Source organism: Chitinimonas viridis (assembly GCF_030409555.1).
GTDB classification, from domain to species: domain Bacteria; phylum Pseudomonadota; class Gammaproteobacteria; order Burkholderiales; family Chitinimonadaceae; genus Chitinimonas; species Chitinimonas viridis.
Genome location: NZ_JAUFPU010000008.1, coordinates 520,112 through 536,285 on the forward strand (window position 1 = coordinate 520,112; position 16,174 = coordinate 536,285).

The following is a 16,174-nucleotide window of genomic DNA, read 5'->3' on the forward strand; positions in this document are numbered from 1 at the left end:
TGGTGTGCGAGCTTGCCGTATCCACGTACTGTCAGCTGCGCGCGCCTGCTGCGCGCGCCATCGCTCGCATGCCTAGCCAGAACCGCTACGCTGGGTTTGGGTAGCCGCTCTTAGCGGCTTGGTTTGAGGCGAGGGCTTGAGCCTGGCATTCAGCCCCTTGCGCTCTATCCCCCGGCGGGTAAAGCCAGCGCCTTGGGCCACAGCAGCCACACTTGTCCCTGCTGTTTCATGCGTCCTGCCAGTTGGCCGGCATCATGGCCATAACCCCAGAAGAAGTCTGCACGTATGGGGCCGCGTATGGCGCCACCGGTGTCCTGGGCTTGCATCAGTCGGGCAAGCGGCTTGCTGTCGTTGGGCCAGGTGGTGGCGAGATAGATGGGGCTGCCCAGCGGGACGAACTTGGGGTCTACCGCCACGCTGCCGCCGTCCGTCAGTGGGACGTTCAGCGCACCAATGGGGCCGCCATCTGCGTTGGCCAGGAGGCGGAAGAAAACGAAGCTGGGATTGGTATCGAGCAATTCCTTCAATCGTAGCGGGTTGGCCCTTGCCCAGGCTTGAATGCCCTGCATGGAAGCCTCGTGCGATTTCAGTTCTCCCTGGTCTATCAGCCAGCGGCCTATCGACTTATAGGGATGTCCGTTCTGATCGGCATAGCCCACCCGTATGATGCTGCCATCCTCCAGTTTGATACGGCCGGAGCCTTGTATCTGCAGGAAGAAGGCTTCAATGGGATCATCTGCCCAGGCCAATGCCAGGCCGGCTGTCGGTGCCTTGCCGGCATCGATATCACTACGGCTCCAATAGGGTACGACCTTGCGGCCATCCAGCCGGCCACGCAGGCGCATGCCCTTCAGCTCGGGATAGAGTTCGCCCATGTCTATGGTCAGGAGATCATCGGGTACGCCATGGATGGGGGCGCTGCCCGGCTTGGCTTGCCTGCTACCCGCCAGCAGGGGTTCGTAGTAACCGGTGATCAGGCCGCTCTGGCTACCGTCACTGCTTTCCACTCGCCACGGCTGGAAGTGCCGCTCATAGAAACTCCGTACCGTTGCATCATCACGCGGATTGAGGGTCTGTGCCTCGCTGCAGATTTCTTTCCAGCCGGTACGGTTGGCCAGCCGCTTGCAGGAATTGAGCCAGGCGGGCCAGTTCTCCAGCAATCTGTCGCCAGGCCAGCCGGGCAAAACGGACCAATCTGCAGGCTGATAGCGGGCGATGATGGGCGCGGGCTTGCTGGTAGCCTCGGGGCACTGGCAGTCGACAGACTTGGTCGGTGTGGCGGTGACGGTTGGTGCGGGCGCTTGGGTGGCACAGCCAGCCAGCAAGGCTATCAGGCAGGAAACAGTAAGGAGGCGGCGCATGGCGAGTCGCGTTCTGGACAGGGGTTTGAGCTTACCGCAACTGGCCGGGTTATAGGGTACTTAAGCGCCACTAACCGGCACGCAAGATTGGTGCGGGCGTGCTGTGGCACGGCAATGAAAACAGGGTGCCGAGGCACCCTGTTTGCTGTTTTCGTTGAAAGCTGAGGTTCATCGGCTCTGAAGCCAATTCAAGACAACTAACAAGTGCCCGCGAGGCTCCCTCCACGCACCGTGCAACGTGGACTTTCGTCGCGGCGGCGAGGGCGGGGGAGTGGAATCAATCAGGGAAGAGCCTACTGATTCAGGCTGCATTGGCGTCTAGCGCCAGGGTTGCCCAGGCGCCAGCGCAGTACGTCATCAACTATCCAAGACTTGAATCAATAACAGGCTCGACAACGAGCACCCTCGAGGCTCCCTCGCTGCGGCGAGGGCGGGGGGAGTGGAATCAATCAGGGAAGAGCCTACTGATTCAGGATGCATTGACGTCTAGCGCCAGGGTTGCCCTGGCGCCAGCGCAGTACGTCATCAACTATCCAAGACTTGAATCAATAACAGGCTCGACAACGAGCACCTTCGAGGCTCCCTCGCGGCGGCGAGGGCGGGGGGAGTGGAATCAATCAGGGAAGAGCCTACTGATTCAGGATGCATTGACGTCTAGCGCCAGGGTTGCCCTGGCGCCAGCGCAGTACGTCATCAACTATCCAAGACTTGAGTTGATGACAGGCTCTTTAGAAGTTGTGGTTGATGCCGACCTGGAAGCTGGTCGGATCGGCACCGCGGGAGGTGTACTGCGCGCTCTGGATATCACCATTGGGGTGAGCCGCACCGCTAACATAGAAGTTGTAGGCCGCTTCGCTTTCGTTGGCGACCTTGGCTGCTGTGGCGAACAGATTGGTGCGGGGGCTCAGTGTCACGATACCGGTCAGCTGGGCGTAGCGGGCACCCGAGTTGGCCTGCTTGGCACCGTGCATTTCGGCATCCAGGGCCTGGGCGTAGGTGGCGATCAGCTCGATCTTGGGGGTGACCTTATGGCTACCGGACAGTACCCAGGCGTCGCGTACATTGTCGCCATAACCCAGCGCGCCGTTGTATTTGTTGACCTGGCGCTCGAACACCAAACCGGCGCGCGTTTCTGGGCTGAAGTACATGCCGTAGGCGGCCTTGATGCCGTACGCACTATCGAGAGCGCCACCCATGGAGTACGGGTCGTTGTCGCGCATCATGGACAAGCTGGCGAAAACGCCCTTGTTCATGTAGTGGAAGGTCAGCTCTGCGCCCCAGGAGTTGAGCTTGCGCTGGGCGGCCGAATTGGTCAGGGTCTTGTCCAGTGCGTACTCGACACCCAGTTCGTCCTTGTTTTCACGCGTGTGGACGGCACCCAGCACGGTCAGGCCGTTCATGGCTGGGCTGCGGTACTGCACCACGTTGTTGTAGCGGTGGCCGACGAAGTAAAAGCCGTTCTGCACGGTGTAGGCACGGGCTTGATTCAACACCTGGGTGTTGAGTGCGCTACCTGGGGTAAATACCTGGGTCGCGGCCGTGCCCAGTGCGGCCTGCAGCGAAGCGCCGGCTTGAACTGGGTTGACGCCGGAAGCAATCAGGGCGCTGGCGATCTGCGGGTTGCTCAGCAGTGCTTGAACACCACCGCCAGCCTGAGCCAGGATTTGCGCCGGGGTCAGGCCCTGTGCATAGGCTGCGCCTATGCCATTGCCCAGTGTTGCGGCAATGGTGGCGTTGACCGGCGTGCTTTTGCCGATGGCAGCATCGACGATAGGGGCCAGGGTGGTGCTGAAAGTACGCTGGGCCACCACGGTATCGTTGGCGCCTACGGCCAGCGACAGCTGGTTGCTACCCAGTACGGCCAGGGCGGTGGTGTTGAGGCCAGTACGCAGCAGGTGCAGTTCGTTCGGCACATGCTTTTCGTAGTACATGTCCATCCGGCCCATCTGGATTTGGCCCCAGGAGCCCCGCAAACCGACAAAGGACGGGCGGTTGGCAAAGCGCGACGTACCGGTATGCGGTGACGTGATCGCGGCATAGCGGTTGTCTTGTGGTCCCAGGGCGGTGATCTTGCCCACGGTGGAGCAGCCACCGAAGCCGCAGCCGTCATCGGGCTTGATCTGGGTTTCGATCTGGAAGTAGGCGGTCAGATCGTCATTGATCTCCTCACTGCCACGGAAGCCAAGGGTGGAGGCACCGTCGGTAACCCGCATGCGGCGCTCGATATTCTGGTTGGCCAGGGTGGCGCCGGTTGCCGCAATGCTTTCGACGCCTAGCGTCATCTTGCCATAGACGGTAACGGGTTCTGCCGCTTGTGCCGAAGCGGCAAAAGCGCTGGCAAGGGCGAGTGCAAGCAGACTGCGTTGCATGGTGTTCTCCACGTAATTCATCAGAGTAGACTGAGGGTAGTTTGAATATTTACTCTCGATTGTCTCAAGCCGAGCGCTTGCTCAGCAAGCTGCTTGTCATATTGTTGCTAAAGCGCTGCAATACTCTTTTGTAGTGCATTGAATCAAAAAGAAATAGCTGTTCTGTGAAGTTGTCCGTCTGCTGCAGTGCCTTGCCTCCACCCGCAAGCGGTATCTGTGCGGATGCCTGGGGTTACGCCTGATGAAGCAGCACGTCAGCCTGGGGCTGCCTCGGACTTGGGCGAGGAGGGGGTGGATATACGCGAGGCCAGCCTGGCGCGGGCCTTTCGCATTTTTGCGCTGGGCGGGCTATAAAGAATGCAGGCTAATGCACGGGGGTGGCAATGCACGATACCAATCTGCTCAAGAACCTGTACACGTTGCTGAATGAAGGCAAGCTGGATAGAGCTAAGTTCTTCCAGATGCTGGCGCGCGTGGTGGTGCAGGAGGTGGGCTGCAGCCGTGGTAGTTTCTGGTTCTATGATGGCGCTTTGCAGGACAAGATCATCTGCGAGAGCCTGTATGACGCCAGCGACAACCAGTGGAGCAACGGCATGGTCCTGAGCGAGGACGACTATGCGCCATATTTTGAGACCATGCGCGATATGCGCATGATAGTCGCTGGCGATGCACGCCAGCATGCTGCAACCAGTTGCTTCAACGAGGGCTATTTTGAGCCCTTGAATATCTATTCGCTACTGGATGTAGGTATTGAGATGGATGGCAGCCAGATCGGCATCGTCTGCTGCGAGCAGACGGTGGAGATCAAGGAATGGACACAGACCGATGTGCAGTATCTCAAGCAGGTGGTGGCCATGGTGAGTCTGGCGCTTAAAAAGCTGGGCTGATAGGCTCCGCCCCTGTTGTTGGCTACGCCGCCTCTGGGCGGCGTTTGTTTTGCCGGTGCTGCCGGCCTTGCTTAACCTCGCTGTTTTCCTCGCTAATGCAAAAGAATCTCACTCGCCTTGGTGGTGGCCTGCTGGCTGCCTTGTTGTTGTCTCCCGCACAGGCTGCGGGTATTGCCACCTGGAACCTGGCCTGGTTGCTGGATCAGGCCAGCCATAGCCGCTGGGTTGCCGCCTGCAACAGCGTGCAATGGCGTACAGCCAGAGAGCTGGAACAGGAGGGTAAAGCCATGCCCGCATCCTTGCAGGGGCTGCCGTACTGCGATGTACACAATGGCCTGGAATATGGCCGCGAAGCCAAGTGCAAGGCGGAACTGGGCGAGGTGTACTACCAGCGTCCCAACCAGCAGGCCTCTTCCTGCCGGGTAGCGCCCGACCTGGCGGACTGGAAGCAGTACGAGCGCAAGCTGCAAGGCCTGCGCGAGGGATTTGCGGCACTGGACAAGGCCGGCGTGACCTTGGTAGCGCTGCAGGAAGTCAGCAACGATGCTGCCGTGCAAGCCATCCTGCCTGAGGGCTGGAAGGTTCGGACCACGGCGGACATGCCCGGCGTGCCTGCCATGCCGCAGCAGATAGGGGTGGCATGGAAACCGGCCGGCATCAAGCTGGATGTGGCATCGATCAAGCCGTTGCTGGAATTGACCCTTGAAGGTGAGCGGCCGCTGCGGCCAGGCCTGACTTTTAGCGCCAAGCTCAATGGTAAGGCTACGGGTTTCCTGCTGGTGCACCTCAAGGCCGGTTGCCGGTCGCAGCCCATGGATCAGACCCGCGGGCAAACGCCAAACCAGGCGTGCAGCGCCCTTGCAGAGCAGACCACCTTGCTGGAACAGTGGATAGACCAGCGTGCGGGCAAGCGCTTTGTGGTGATGGGCGACTTCAACCGTAGCCTGTTGCGGGAGCGGGATAGCTACGGCACCAAGCCGCTGGCGCAGTTTGGCGCGCGTGAAAATGCGGTTGTCTCGGCCATGCTGCCGGAGTGGAACGACAACCAGCCTGAGGGCAGCACCGTCGTGGTGCTGGATCACCTGCGCAAAGAGGGTGAAGGTGGCGACGGGCTGGTGGCGGGTAGTTGGCACTGTGGTTACACCAAGGGCATAGACCATGTGGTCATCAGCGGCGCACTGGCGGCCGACCTGGGCGATGGCGAGCGCATTGTTCGGCCTATGGGCTTTACACTGGATGGCAAGCCTCTGGCAGTGCGTGATCCTTCTGTGGTGGCGCCGTCCGATCACTGTGCCCGCTATGTAAGCCTGGACTGACAATCAACCCTGGGCCGGTACCTGCGCTGACTTGAGCGGGCACCGGCCCCGTTTTTAGCGACGCAAGCGTACTTGATAAATGAACGAATGTTCGTTCATAATTTGATGAGGGGGCCATCAAGCATGAGTACAAAACAAAAACTGCCGCGCTCGGACAAGACCGAACTACGGCGTTTGCACATATTGGACGCTGCACTGACCTGCTTTATCCAGCAGGGCTTTCACCAGACCAGCATGCGCGACATCGCCATGGCAGCCGGGGTCAGCCTGGGCAATCTGTATAACCACTTCAGCGGCAAGGAGGCCTTGATCATTGAGATTGCGGCGCTGGAAGCCGCCGAGTTGCAACTGTTGATCGAAGGCTTGAGAACAGAGCCCGACGCTATTGCCGCACTGGACGTATTTGTACGGCGTTACCTTGCCAATAGCATGCAGCAAGAGACCGTGGTGCTGACCATAGAGGTCATGGCCGAGGCCGTGCGTAATCCTCCGGTGGCGCAGCACTTTGCCGAAAACCGCCGCTATCTGGCCGCCGCCCTGGCGCATGTGCTGCAGCGTGCCGCCGATACGGGCAGTGCGCCTGGTATCTGGCAGGCGGCGGAGGCTGCCGAGGCAGTGCTGGATATCATAGAGGGTGCGGCTTTTCGTACGGTGCTGCTGCCAGCCACAGCCGCGCCTGCCACGGTGGAAACGGTGTTGCGCACCGTGCAGGCGCTGTTGGGAGTAAGGAGCCGGCATGCGTGATAGATCTGAGTCAGTACGCCTGGAAGGCTTGGATCTGGCGCGCTTCCTGGCATTTGCCGGCATGCTGCTGGTGAATTTCAGGCTGGCCATGATGGGCCCGGTAGCAGATCAGGGCTGGAGTCACTGGTTTGACCTGCTGGAAGGGCGTGCATCGGCCACCTTTGTCACCTTGGCCGGAGTGGGCCTGAGCGTTGCCGCCGCACGCGGTGCGTTTGACACACTGCGCCGGGCCACCTGGCGTCGGGCTGCCTTCCTGCTGGTGCTAGGGCTGCTTAACTACAGTGTGTTCGTGGCCGATATCCTGCATTACTACGCCTGCTACTTTGCCCTGGGCGTATGCTGCCTGGGCTGGCGCAACCGTAGCCTGCATATCCTGATTGGCCTGCTGGTAGCGGGGTTTGTGGTGCTGGTCTGCCTGCTGGATTATGGCAAGGGCTGGGATTGGACTACCTTGGGCTATGCCGACTTCTGGAGCTTTCCTGGGTTTGCCCGCAACCTGCTGTTCAATGGCTGGCATCCCTTGCTGCCTTGGCTGGCCTTCTTCGTGCTGGGCATACGGCTGGGGCGCCTGCAACTGGGCGACGCGGCCACACAACGTCGATTGATGATCTGTGGTGCGCTGGCCATGTTGCTGGCCCATGGACTATCAGTCGGTTTGCGTACCCTACTGGCGGCGCATCCAGGCTTGTATGGCTTACTAGGTACGGCACCAATACCCCCTGTGCCGCTGTATATGCTGGCCGGTGGCGGGGCAGCTTGTTTGGTGCTGGGGGCGTGCCTGTGGCTGGGGCAGCAGTTGGCGCGGCGGCCGGGTATGTCGCGCCACTGCCTGGCCGTGTTCACGCGTGCTGGCAGACAAACGCTGACCCTGTATATCGCACATATCCTGTTGGGCATGGGCGCTCTGGAGGCCCTGGGCATGCTGGGTAGCCAGTCGCCGCAGTTGGTGCTGCTGGCATCCTTGCTGTTCTGCACTGGCGCCGTACTCTATGCCAATCTATGGTCGCGCTGGTTTGAGCGTGGACCCATGGAGATGCTGATGCGCAAGGTGGCAGGCTAGCGGCGTATGATTGCGGTATCGACTATCCGCTGGCCAGAGCACGCTATGCCTCACGATTTTTCTGATGACGAACTGCTGCGCTACAGCCGCCATATCCTGCTGGATGAGGTGGGTATCGAGGGCCAGCGCAAGTTGGCGGATGCCACCGCCTTGATTATCGGGGTGGGTGGGCTGGGCTCGCCTGCCGCGCTCTATCTGGCTTCTGCCGGGGTAGGCCATTTGATGCTGGCCGATGCGGACACGGTGGAACTGACCAATCTGCAGCGGCAGATCGTGCATCGCCAGGACAGCCTGGGCCTGAGCAAGGTGGATTCTGCCCGCCAGACGCTGGCCGGCATCAACCCCCAGGTACGGGTAGAGCCCATGGCCCAGCGGCTGGCTGGCGAGGCCCTGATGGAAGCCGTGGCCAGGGCTGATGTGGTGCTGGATTGCTCTGACAACTTCCCTACCCGCCACGCGGTCAACCGGGCTTGTGTGGCGCAAGGCAAGCCCTTGGTGTCAGGGGCGGCGGTGCGTTTTGATGGGCAGTTTGCGGTGTTTGATACGCGCGTGGCGGATAGTCCCTGCTACCGCTGCCTGTTCCCTGAGGAAGGCGAGGCCAGCGATGGTCCGTGTGCCACATTCGGCGTATTTGCTCCCTTGGTCGGCATTATTGGCGCCATGCAGGCGGCCGAGGCGCTGAAGCTGTTGATAGGCATGCCCGATATCCCGCTCGGCAAGCTGGTGACGCTGGATTTGCGCAACCACAACTGGCGTACCTTACGCTTCAAGCGCGATAGTGCGTGCCCGGTCTGCAATGTTTCGTGCGGTTAGCCAAGCCGCGCTACGATTTAACGTCAAGCGCAGGCGGTAGTCGCGCAATGGGGTATGGGTACGAGGCGCTGGCGAATCTAAACAAACTCGCCGACCGGTTGTACCGGCTGCGCGCCCCGAGCCGGCACGATGGTCAGTCGGCCTCGTTGTAATTCAAGCTGGCCTTGGCGGCCTGGTATTCGTTGGAGTCGCGCGCCTGCACAAAGGCCTGCCAGATGGCTTTGACGCGCTTGGGATCGGCCTTGTAGCGCTGGTGCGATACCACCAGATACGTGGGGTATTCCTGGAATGAGATGGGCAGCCGCTCGATGGTGGCGCCGAAATCAGCAACCTCCTTGAGCAGGGGGTCGGCTACAGGTGCCTGCAGTATCGCGCCATCGACCATGCCGGCAGATACCTTGCGCAGTATCTGGTAGGGTTCCTTGTCGGTCTCGTCTACCTGAGCACCCATCTGCTTAAGCATGCGAGCTGCGACAAAGCCCGGCTGCACGGCAATAGGCTTGCGCTGGCCGATCACCTTCTGGCCGTCCCAGCCTAGCGTGCTGGCGCGGTTGCGGTAGAGCGGAAAGCGGTCGATATACAGTCTCTGGGCTGTGTCAGGCTTGCAAGGCTCGCCTGGGTACACGCCGATCTCGCAACGCTCCTGTAGAAAACCTGCGCCCACCACCCCATCCATGATGCCGTTTTTGACGTCGGCCAGGCAGCGCTTCCAGGGTAGCCACACCAGTTCGATACGGGCATCGGCACGCTTGGCTGCCAGTTTGGCCATGGTGGCGTAGAGGCCTTCACGGTCTTTCATGATCCACGGGTAGGTTTCGTTATCCTCGTGGCAGAAACGCCAGGTCGCCTCGGCCGCCGAGGCGCCAGACAGGGTCAGGCAGCACACGATAGGCAGCAGCAGGCGTGAGAGTGGCATGGCGTTCTCTAAGATGTTTGAATTTATATATTAGCCTAATCTTTCATAGCTGGCAGGTCGAGTACCGCTCGTGCATTTTTGCTGGTGGCCTGGGCCAGGCTGGCGGGGTCCATGCCCCGCAGTTCGGCCAACAGGCCGGCTATGCGCGGCAAGTAGGCGGGTTCATTGCGTTGCTGATAGGCCCACTCGGGCGAGATATCGGGGGCGTCGGTCTCCAGCACGATGCTGTCCAATGGCAGGGAGGTAGCCAGCCGGCGGATATTGAGGGCGCGCTCGAAGGTAAGGTTGCCGCCAAAGCCCAGTTTCATGCCCTGCGCTATATAGGCATCAGCCTGTTGCGGGCTGCCGTTGAAGGCATGCGCTATGCCGCGCCGTATGCCAAAGCGCCGTAACTGCTTCAGAACCTGATCCTGCGATTTACGTATATGCAGCAGCACCGGCAAGTCGAAGTCGCGGGCCAGCTTGAGCTGGGCGGCAAACAGCTCGGTCTGGCGGTTAGCATCCAGGCCCGGTACAAAAAAGTCCAGGCCTATCTCGCCCACGGCGACTGGACGCTCGGCTTCGATCAAGGCTTGTAGCGCAGGCAGATGAGCATCCCGGTGGCTGCGCTCGTAGATGGGATGAAAGCCCAGTGCAACCGGGCAGCCATAGCGCTGCCGCATGGCGAGTGTGGCGGGGATGGTATCCAGCGAGATGGCGGGCACTACCAGCGTATGCACGCCACCATCACGCGCCCGCGCCACCACGGCGTCGCGGTCAGCGTCGAACTCGGGGGCATCCAGGTGGCAATGGGTATCGATAAGATCGAGCATGCCGCTACTGTAGCGCGGCTGGCTGGCCTTGGGCAGCGGACGGTGAAAGTAGGCACGGGTATTGATGGCGGCGCAGGCTTGGTCGGGCCTAGAATGAAACGACCTTATAGCGCTTTACCTAACGACCATGTCACAAGCCGATACCAGCCTGAAAGCCCTGAAACTGGATGCTTTCGACCTGCTCAACACCCCCAGCCTGCGCGCCAAGCTTGATGTGAGCGAGGCGCTGACTGAGTTGGATGGCGCCGAAATCGGCCATCTTGCCACCCAGCTCAAAGCCTTTGCCCTGCCGGCAGGTACGGTGCTGTTCAAAGAGGGCGAAGCCGCCGGCTATATGGGCATGGTGCTGGATGGCCGCTTGATCGTGACCAAGCGCAACGATGAGGCCTCGGGCAAACCGCTGTACAGCATGTCGGCCGGCAAGGTGTTTGGCGAGATGGCCATACTGGATGGGGAGCCGCGCTCGGCCACGGTGATGGCGCCGGTGGATACCCAGATTGCCCTGTTGTCTCGCGAGGCATTTGACCGCTTGTGTGTTGAGCGGCCCGTCATTGCGCTCAAGATACTGCGCCGCCTGGGCCGCTTGCTGTCTCAACGCCTACGGCGCACCAGCGGCCTGCTGGTCGATTATCTACCTTAGCGCCTGTTCGCTGTGCGGTACTGGTGCGTAAGCGGGCTGGCCATGCACCTTGGCAGCGCCAAATCTCCCTGGCATTCCCCAAAAACCGCCTTATTCAGATGGCACGGCCATTGCTGTGTAGTTGCTGCCATCCACAATAAGGAGACAAGGCATGAGCTACACCCGGCTGCTGAAGGCCATGACAAGCAGCGACCCGCGCGATCTGAATCAGGATGAAGCACGCAGCCTGTTTGCGGCCATGCTGGATGGCGGCATACCCGATTTTGAGCTGGGTGCCTTGCTGATGGCCCTGCGCCTAAAGGGCGAGCATATCGATGAGCTGGATGGCGCAGCCGAAGCCCTGGCGGCGCGTACGGCTAAGCTGACGGGGGTAGAGAAGCCGGCCGTGGTACTGCCCACTTATGGTGGTGCACGCGGCTTTCCCAACCTGACCCCGCTGCTGGCCTTGCTGCTGCGACGGTTTGAAATACCGGTGCTGCTGCACGGCGAACTGGATGGCCACGGCCGGGTAGCTACTGCCTATGTGTTGCGTGAGCTGGGCATCATGCCAGTGGCGAACCTGGCGCGTGCTGATGAGGTGTTGGCCCGCGAAGGACTGGTGTTCTTGCCTGTTGGGGCGCTGGCGCCGGGGCTGGCTGGTCTCCTGGCCCTTCGCGCCCGCCTGGGCGTAAGGCACCTGGGGCATCAGGCGGCCAAGTTGTTGCAACCATTTGACGATGCACGGGCGCTGACCGTGATAGGCGCCACCCATGCTGACCGGCTGGAACGCTTTCGGCTGATCTGCCTGGGCCGCCGGCGTCGTGCCCTGGTGCTGATGGGCACAGAGGGTGAGCCCTTTGCCGACCCGCGTCACCGACCTGAGATAGACCTGCTGCGCGATGGTGAGCAGGAAGTACTGTTCCGCGCTGAAAATGGCTCGTTCAGCCCCACCGGCATGCTGCCTGCCAGCCTGGATGCCGCTGCAACGGCGCGCTGGATACAGGCCGTGCTGGCGGGCGACGTGCCAGTGCCCACACCCATTGTGAATCAACTGGCCTGCTGCCTTTATGGCATAGGATATGTCGACGATATGAATCAGGCCAAGGCCATAGCCGCGGTGGAGGTTGGCGTGCTGGCGCAGCGGCGGCGCGTAGCCTGAGGGCTGGGTGGCATAGGCTGAATCGGTGCTGCGGCAGCACCCGGGAGCCCGGGTGCCTACCTTGGCGCTGCCAACAATAGCCAGCGAGCGTTTCTGGTGGTGCGTAAGCCTAGGCGCGCGCTGCAAGCCGTATGCGGGTACTGCGAGCTTGCACATCAGCCCAAGAAGGGCTTGGTTAGCGGCGCTTAATCGATGTACTCGAACAGGGTGACAACCTTCTCCACCCCGGCAGTCTGGCTGGCGATGTCGGCTGCGTCGCGGGCTTCCTGCTGCTTGACCGAACCCATCAGGAACACCTGCTTGCGCTCGCTGATGACCTTGACGTGCATGGGCGAGAAGCGCTTGGCATCCATCATGCGAGCCTTGACCTTGGTGGTCAGCGCGGTATCCGAGCCACGGGAGGTGATGCTGGATGGCAGCATCACGGCGATCTCGTTGTAGACCTGTTTGACGTCCTGGGTCTCGCGGGCCATTTTTTCCACCTCGGCGCGGGTGGTGTCGTCGGGTACTTCGCCGGTCAACAGCACGCTGCGGTTGTAGCTGGTGATGTTGACGTGACTGAGCGTGCCGAACTTGGCCGCGATGCGATCAGCAATCCGGCCTTGTATCTGCTGGTCGTTCCAGATGACCGAGGTGGGGCGGCGATCCTGCGAGACAGCCACGCCGGTGGCGGCGCCCGCTACCACCAGCGGGAAACATGCGGTCAGCTGGCTGGTGGCCAGCAGGGCTATCGTCAGGGCGGTCAGTCGCTTGGTCATGGGGCTTATTCTCCGTCTAGCAGTATGCAGTCTATGGCATCGCACAGGCTGTGGATCAGCAGGGCGTGGACTTCCTGCACGCGTGCAGTACGCATGCTGGGGACGTTGAGTTGGATATCGTCGCCGGTCATCAGTTCGGTCATCTTGCCACCATCCTTGCCAGTCAGCGCAATCACCGTCATTTGCCGCTCGTGCGCGGCGTGCACTGCTTCTATCACATTGACCGAATTACCCGAGGTGGTGATGGCCAGCAGCACATCGCCCGGTTGGCCCAGTGCGCGCACCTGCTTGGAGAACACCAGGTCGTAATCGTAATCATTGGCGATGGCGGTGATGGCCGAGGTATCGGTGGTGAGCGAGAAAGCAGCCAGACCGGGGCGCTCCTTCTCGAAGCGGCCCACCATTTCGGCCGCAAAGTGCTGGGCGTCGGCAGCCGAGCCACCGTTGCCGCAGGCCAGAATCTTGTGATCGGCCATCAGTGCCGCCACCATGCGCTCGGCGGCTACAGCCACAGGGGCCGAGAGCAGCTCACGAGCGTCTTCCAGCGTGGCGATGCTGTCGAGGAAGTGCTGGTTGACGCGGTCTATCAAATCCATATCGGGGAATCTTTCGCTACGGTATTGCGGGGGTTAGAGCTCGATGATGTGCTTGAGCCATTGGGGCTCAGCTTCGCCATCGATCAGTATGGCGTCGAAGCGGCAGGGCGGAACGCGCTTGAGGGTGGCGAGATAGTGCTGGGCAGCAGCCACCAGCCGGGCCTGCTTGCGGGCAGTGATGCTGTCGGCCGCCGAGCCGAAACGGCCGCTGGCACGGCTGCGCACCTCGACAAACACCAGGGTACTGCCGTCGTGGCAGATCAAATCGATCTCGCCCATGCGGCAGCGCCAGTTGCGCGCCACGATGCTGACCCGCCGAGCGGCCAGGAAGTTCGCCGCCAGCGCTTCGGCGGCGGCGCCTTTGTGCTGGGCCGGCGTGGGCGCGGCCATTATTCTGCTGGCTGGGTCGTGGCCGTGATGCCCTCTTCAGCCGAAGGGGCTGGTTCGGGTGGTACTTCCAGCTTGGGTGGGGCAGGGGTGCGCGGCTGGCCGCCTACTTCGCCACTCATCAGCTCGCGGCTGAACTGGCGGTTGGCCGAGAGCTTGAGCACACCGCTGACACCCTGCACCTCGATGGCGGCACCCGGGGCCGAAACCAGCAGCAGCAGGCTGAGCCGGTAGGCATCTATCCCCAGCGCATACAGGCGCTGCATATCGGGGCCCAGTGGCTTGTCGGCCTGCTTGTAAGCCAGCACATCGGGCTGGTAGGGTTCCAGCAGCCAGGGCATGTCCACAAATTTCACGCCCAGCAGATCGACATTGGCGCCGGCCTGCTTGCCAAACTTGCCGCTCCATACCTGCGAGGTGGCATAGATGGGGCGCTCTGTTCCGATATAGGGGCGAATCAGGCGAGCTTTCTTTTGGTCTGCCGCCATGAACAGGGCGTCGGCCCGCAGGGCTGCCACGGTTTCCTTGAGCTTCCAGACCGCATCCTTGTCCGTACCCAGGGCAATCACATCGGGCGCCTTGCCGGTAAGCAGCTGCCATTCGGCGGTAAACGCCTCGCGCATGCGCTTGGCCAGCAGGCCTTCCGTCTCGATCAGCACCGGCATCTTGCGGCCGTCGCGCTGCATATTGCGGGCGATCTGGCGGGTTTCCGCCTCAATGGATAAGCCCAGCGCAAACAGATTGGTCGGCGGGGTAATCGTCTCGTCCAGGGTGTTGAGTGCCAGTACCGGCACATCCAGCTTGCCAAAGGCTGCCAGCTTGGCAATGGCGCCACGGGTAAGCGGGCCGATGACACCCACGGCCCCCCGAATGGCCGCCTGGCGGTAGGCCAGTATGCCTTCCTCGTCACCCGCGCCGGTGGGATAGAGCCTGACCTTGGGGGTGTTGTCATCGCCCAGACGGGCTTCTGCCGCCATCACACCCTGCCGGACAATATCGGCAGGTGCCGCCAACTGCTTTGAATCTGTTGGCAATATCAGCGCAATATGGGGGCCGGGTGCATCGGCCTCGGCTACCGGCGGGGCAGGCGCAGGCTCCTCGGCGCTGGCAGGGGCCGGGGTGGCAAGGTAGAGTAGTGCCGCTGTCGCCATTATCAGCCTATACAGGCTGGGCAGCCTGTGCCCGTGGCTGCCCGAGCCTAGCGGGCGTTTTTCATCCCGCCTGGTCTCTTGCAACATAGCAAGGGTGGCAGGCAGCGCCACTGGGGCGCTATTCACTTCAAGGTGAGCAATACCGTGCATGAGGAGCCGTATCCGATAGATCGTCCCGCATTATATGTGGTGGCTACGCCCATCGGGAACTTGCGTGATCTAACGCCGCGCGCGCAGGCCATTTTGGCCAGTGCCGATCTGATCGCCGCCGAGGACACCCGGGTGACCGGGCAACTGTTGAAACACTTTGGCATCGATACCCGCATGATGTCGCTGCGTGAACATAATGAACGCGAAGCCGCCGAGAAATTGATCGCCCGGCTGGCAGAGGGCCAGGCCGTGGCCCAGGTATCGGACGCCGGCACGCCCGCCGTCAGCGACCCCGGCGCCCGCCTGGTGGCTGCCGTGCATGCCGCTGGCTACAAGGTTGTGCCCATACCTGGCGCATCGGCCCTGCTGGCTGCGTTGGCCGGTGCTGGCATGCAATCGCCTCGGTTCCAGTTCCATGGTTTCCCCGAGCCCAAATCAGGTGCGCGCCGTAAGGAATTCGAGACCCTCAAGGCCTTGCCGCACACCATCGCCTTTTTTGAGGCACCGCACCGTATCGCCGAAAGCCTGGTCGACATGGCCGAGGTATTTGGCCCAGACAGGGTAGCCGTGGTGTGCCGTGAGCTCACCAAGACCTTCGAGACCCTGCGTCGCGCCCCATTGGCGGAACTGGCAAGCTGGGTGGCGGCAGACAGCAACCAGCAGCGCGGTGAGCTGGTGGTGTTGGTGGAGGCTGCACCTGAGCAGGCTGCAGACGATGCCGCCAGCTTTGATAGCGTGCTGGCACCCCTGGTGCGGGAGTTGCCCATGAAGCAGGCGGTGAAGCTGGCAGCCGAGATTACCGGCGGCAATCGCAACGCGCTGTACGAGCGGGCCTTGCAGCTAAAGGGTGATTGACCGCAGCGCCCGGCTCGGCCATAATCCGCGCCTTCATGACCTGCCCGGGTGGTGAAATGGTAGACGCAGGGGACTCAAAATCCCCCGCCGCGAGGCGTGTCGGTTCGAGTCCGACCCCGGGCACCAAATACTCTTCCTAACTAGTCTTAGGGGACAAAAAAACCCGCACCGCTCTTGGCGTTGCGGGTTTTTTTGTTTCCTACGCCGTCCGACGGATTCCT

Annotated in this window: 16 protein-coding genes and 1 tRNA gene; 9 read left to right on the forward strand and 8 right to left on the reverse strand. The window is 61.6% G+C overall.

Going from position 1 to position 16,174, the window contains the following annotated elements; translation table 11 throughout:
* Window positions 1-164 precede the first annotated feature (164 nt).
* The gene (gene mltA / locus QWZ03_RS11135) at window positions 165-1,361 is read right to left on the reverse strand and encodes a murein transglycosylase A (RefSeq protein ID WP_290332773.1); all 1,197 of its coding nucleotides are present in this window, start codon (window positions 1,359-1,361) and stop codon (window positions 165-167) included.
* Window positions 1,362-2,089: 728 nt separating this feature from the next.
* On the reverse strand, window positions 2,090-3,730 hold the full coding sequence (locus tag QWZ03_RS11140) for a porin (protein ID WP_290332774.1): 1,641 nt from the start codon (window positions 3,728-3,730) through the stop codon (window positions 2,090-2,092).
* 383 nt (window positions 3,731-4,113) lie between these two features.
* Between QWZ03_RS11140 and QWZ03_RS11145 the strand changes: the two genes are divergently transcribed.
* From QWZ03_RS11145 to QWZ03_RS11165, 5 genes are all read left to right on the forward strand, one after another.
* The gene (locus tag QWZ03_RS11145; protein ID WP_290332775.1) at window positions 4,114-4,617 is read left to right on the forward strand and encodes a GAF domain-containing protein; all 504 of its coding nucleotides are present in this window, start codon (window positions 4,114-4,116) and stop codon (window positions 4,615-4,617) included.
* A 95-nt stretch (window positions 4,618-4,712) separates the two neighbouring features.
* Window positions 4,713-5,933 (forward strand): exonuclease/endonuclease/phosphatase family protein, encoded by a 1,221-nt coding sequence (locus QWZ03_RS11150; RefSeq protein ID WP_290332776.1) that lies wholly within the window; start codon window positions 4,713-4,715, stop codon window positions 5,931-5,933.
* A 123-nt stretch (window positions 5,934-6,056) separates the two neighbouring features.
* A complete protein-coding gene (locus QWZ03_RS11155) occupies window positions 6,057-6,677 on the forward strand; it encodes a TetR/AcrR family transcriptional regulator (RefSeq protein WP_290332777.1) in 621 nt (206 codons plus the stop codon).
* Window positions 6,670-7,737 (forward strand): DUF418 domain-containing protein, encoded by a 1,068-nt coding sequence (locus QWZ03_RS11160; RefSeq protein WP_290332779.1) that lies wholly within the window; start codon window positions 6,670-6,672, stop codon window positions 7,735-7,737. Before QWZ03_RS11155 ends, QWZ03_RS11160 begins: the two co-directional genes overlap by 8 nt.
* Before the next feature lie 45 nt (window positions 7,738-7,782).
* Window positions 7,783-8,550 carry a HesA/MoeB/ThiF family protein gene (locus QWZ03_RS11165; protein WP_290332780.1) on the forward strand — a complete coding sequence of 256 codons (768 nt, stop codon included), beginning with the start codon at window positions 7,783-7,785 and terminating at the stop codon, window positions 8,548-8,550.
* A 133-nt stretch (window positions 8,551-8,683) separates the two neighbouring features.
* Here QWZ03_RS11165 and QWZ03_RS11170 read toward each other — a convergent pair whose 3' ends face one another.
* Entirely contained in the window at window positions 8,684-9,466 is a 783-nt protein-coding gene (locus tag QWZ03_RS11170; RefSeq protein ID WP_290332781.1) for a substrate-binding periplasmic protein, read from the reverse strand.
* 35 nt (window positions 9,467-9,501) lie between these two features.
* Complete coding sequence (locus QWZ03_RS11175; RefSeq protein WP_290332782.1) at window positions 9,502-10,278, reverse strand: TatD family hydrolase; 777 nt, start codon at window positions 10,276-10,278, stop codon at window positions 9,502-9,504.
* A 127-nt stretch (window positions 10,279-10,405) separates the two neighbouring features.
* Between QWZ03_RS11175 and QWZ03_RS11180 the strand changes: the two genes are divergently transcribed.
* A complete protein-coding gene (locus tag QWZ03_RS11180; protein WP_290332783.1) occupies window positions 10,406-10,918 on the forward strand; it encodes a Crp/Fnr family transcriptional regulator in 513 nt (170 codons plus the stop codon).
* Between the two features lie 151 nt (window positions 10,919-11,069).
* Window positions 11,070-12,056 (forward strand): DNA-binding protein YbiB, encoded by a 987-nt coding sequence (gene ybiB / locus QWZ03_RS11185; RefSeq protein ID WP_290332784.1) that lies wholly within the window; start codon window positions 11,070-11,072, stop codon window positions 12,054-12,056.
* 185 nt (window positions 12,057-12,241) lie between these two features.
* Here the strand turns inward: ybiB and QWZ03_RS11190 are convergent, their stop codons facing one another.
* The 4 genes from QWZ03_RS11190 to QWZ03_RS11205 are packed head-to-tail and all read right to left on the reverse strand — an operon-like array spanning window position 12,242 to window position 14,948.
* Window positions 12,242-12,814 carry a BON domain-containing protein gene (locus QWZ03_RS11190; RefSeq protein ID WP_284196410.1) on the reverse strand — a complete coding sequence of 191 codons (573 nt, stop codon included), beginning with the start codon at window positions 12,812-12,814 and terminating at the stop codon, window positions 12,242-12,244.
* Between the two features lie 5 nt (window positions 12,815-12,819).
* A complete protein-coding gene (locus QWZ03_RS11195; protein WP_284196409.1) occupies window positions 12,820-13,410 on the reverse strand; it encodes a phosphoheptose isomerase in 591 nt (196 codons plus the stop codon).
* Between the two features lie 33 nt (window positions 13,411-13,443).
* The gene (locus tag QWZ03_RS11200; RefSeq protein WP_290332785.1) at window positions 13,444-13,800 is read right to left on the reverse strand and encodes a YraN family protein; all 357 of its coding nucleotides are present in this window, start codon (window positions 13,798-13,800) and stop codon (window positions 13,444-13,446) included.
* Window positions 13,800-14,948: a penicillin-binding protein activator gene (locus QWZ03_RS11205; RefSeq protein WP_290332786.1), complete on the reverse strand. Its 1,149-nt coding sequence runs from the start codon at window positions 14,946-14,948 to the stop codon at window positions 13,800-13,802. Before QWZ03_RS11205 ends, QWZ03_RS11200 begins: the two co-directional genes overlap by 1 nt.
* 78 nt (window positions 14,949-15,026) lie before the next feature.
* On the opposite strand from QWZ03_RS11205, the gene rsmI reads away from it, so the two are divergent.
* Window positions 15,027-15,953: a 16S rRNA (cytidine(1402)-2'-O)-methyltransferase gene (gene rsmI / locus QWZ03_RS11210; protein WP_308447551.1), complete on the forward strand. Its 927-nt coding sequence runs from the start codon at window positions 15,027-15,029 to the stop codon at window positions 15,951-15,953.
* Window positions 15,954-15,995: 42 nt separating this feature from the next.
* Window positions 15,996-16,079 (forward strand) — tRNA-Leu (locus QWZ03_RS11215).
* Window positions 16,080-16,174: the final 95 nt, after the last annotated feature.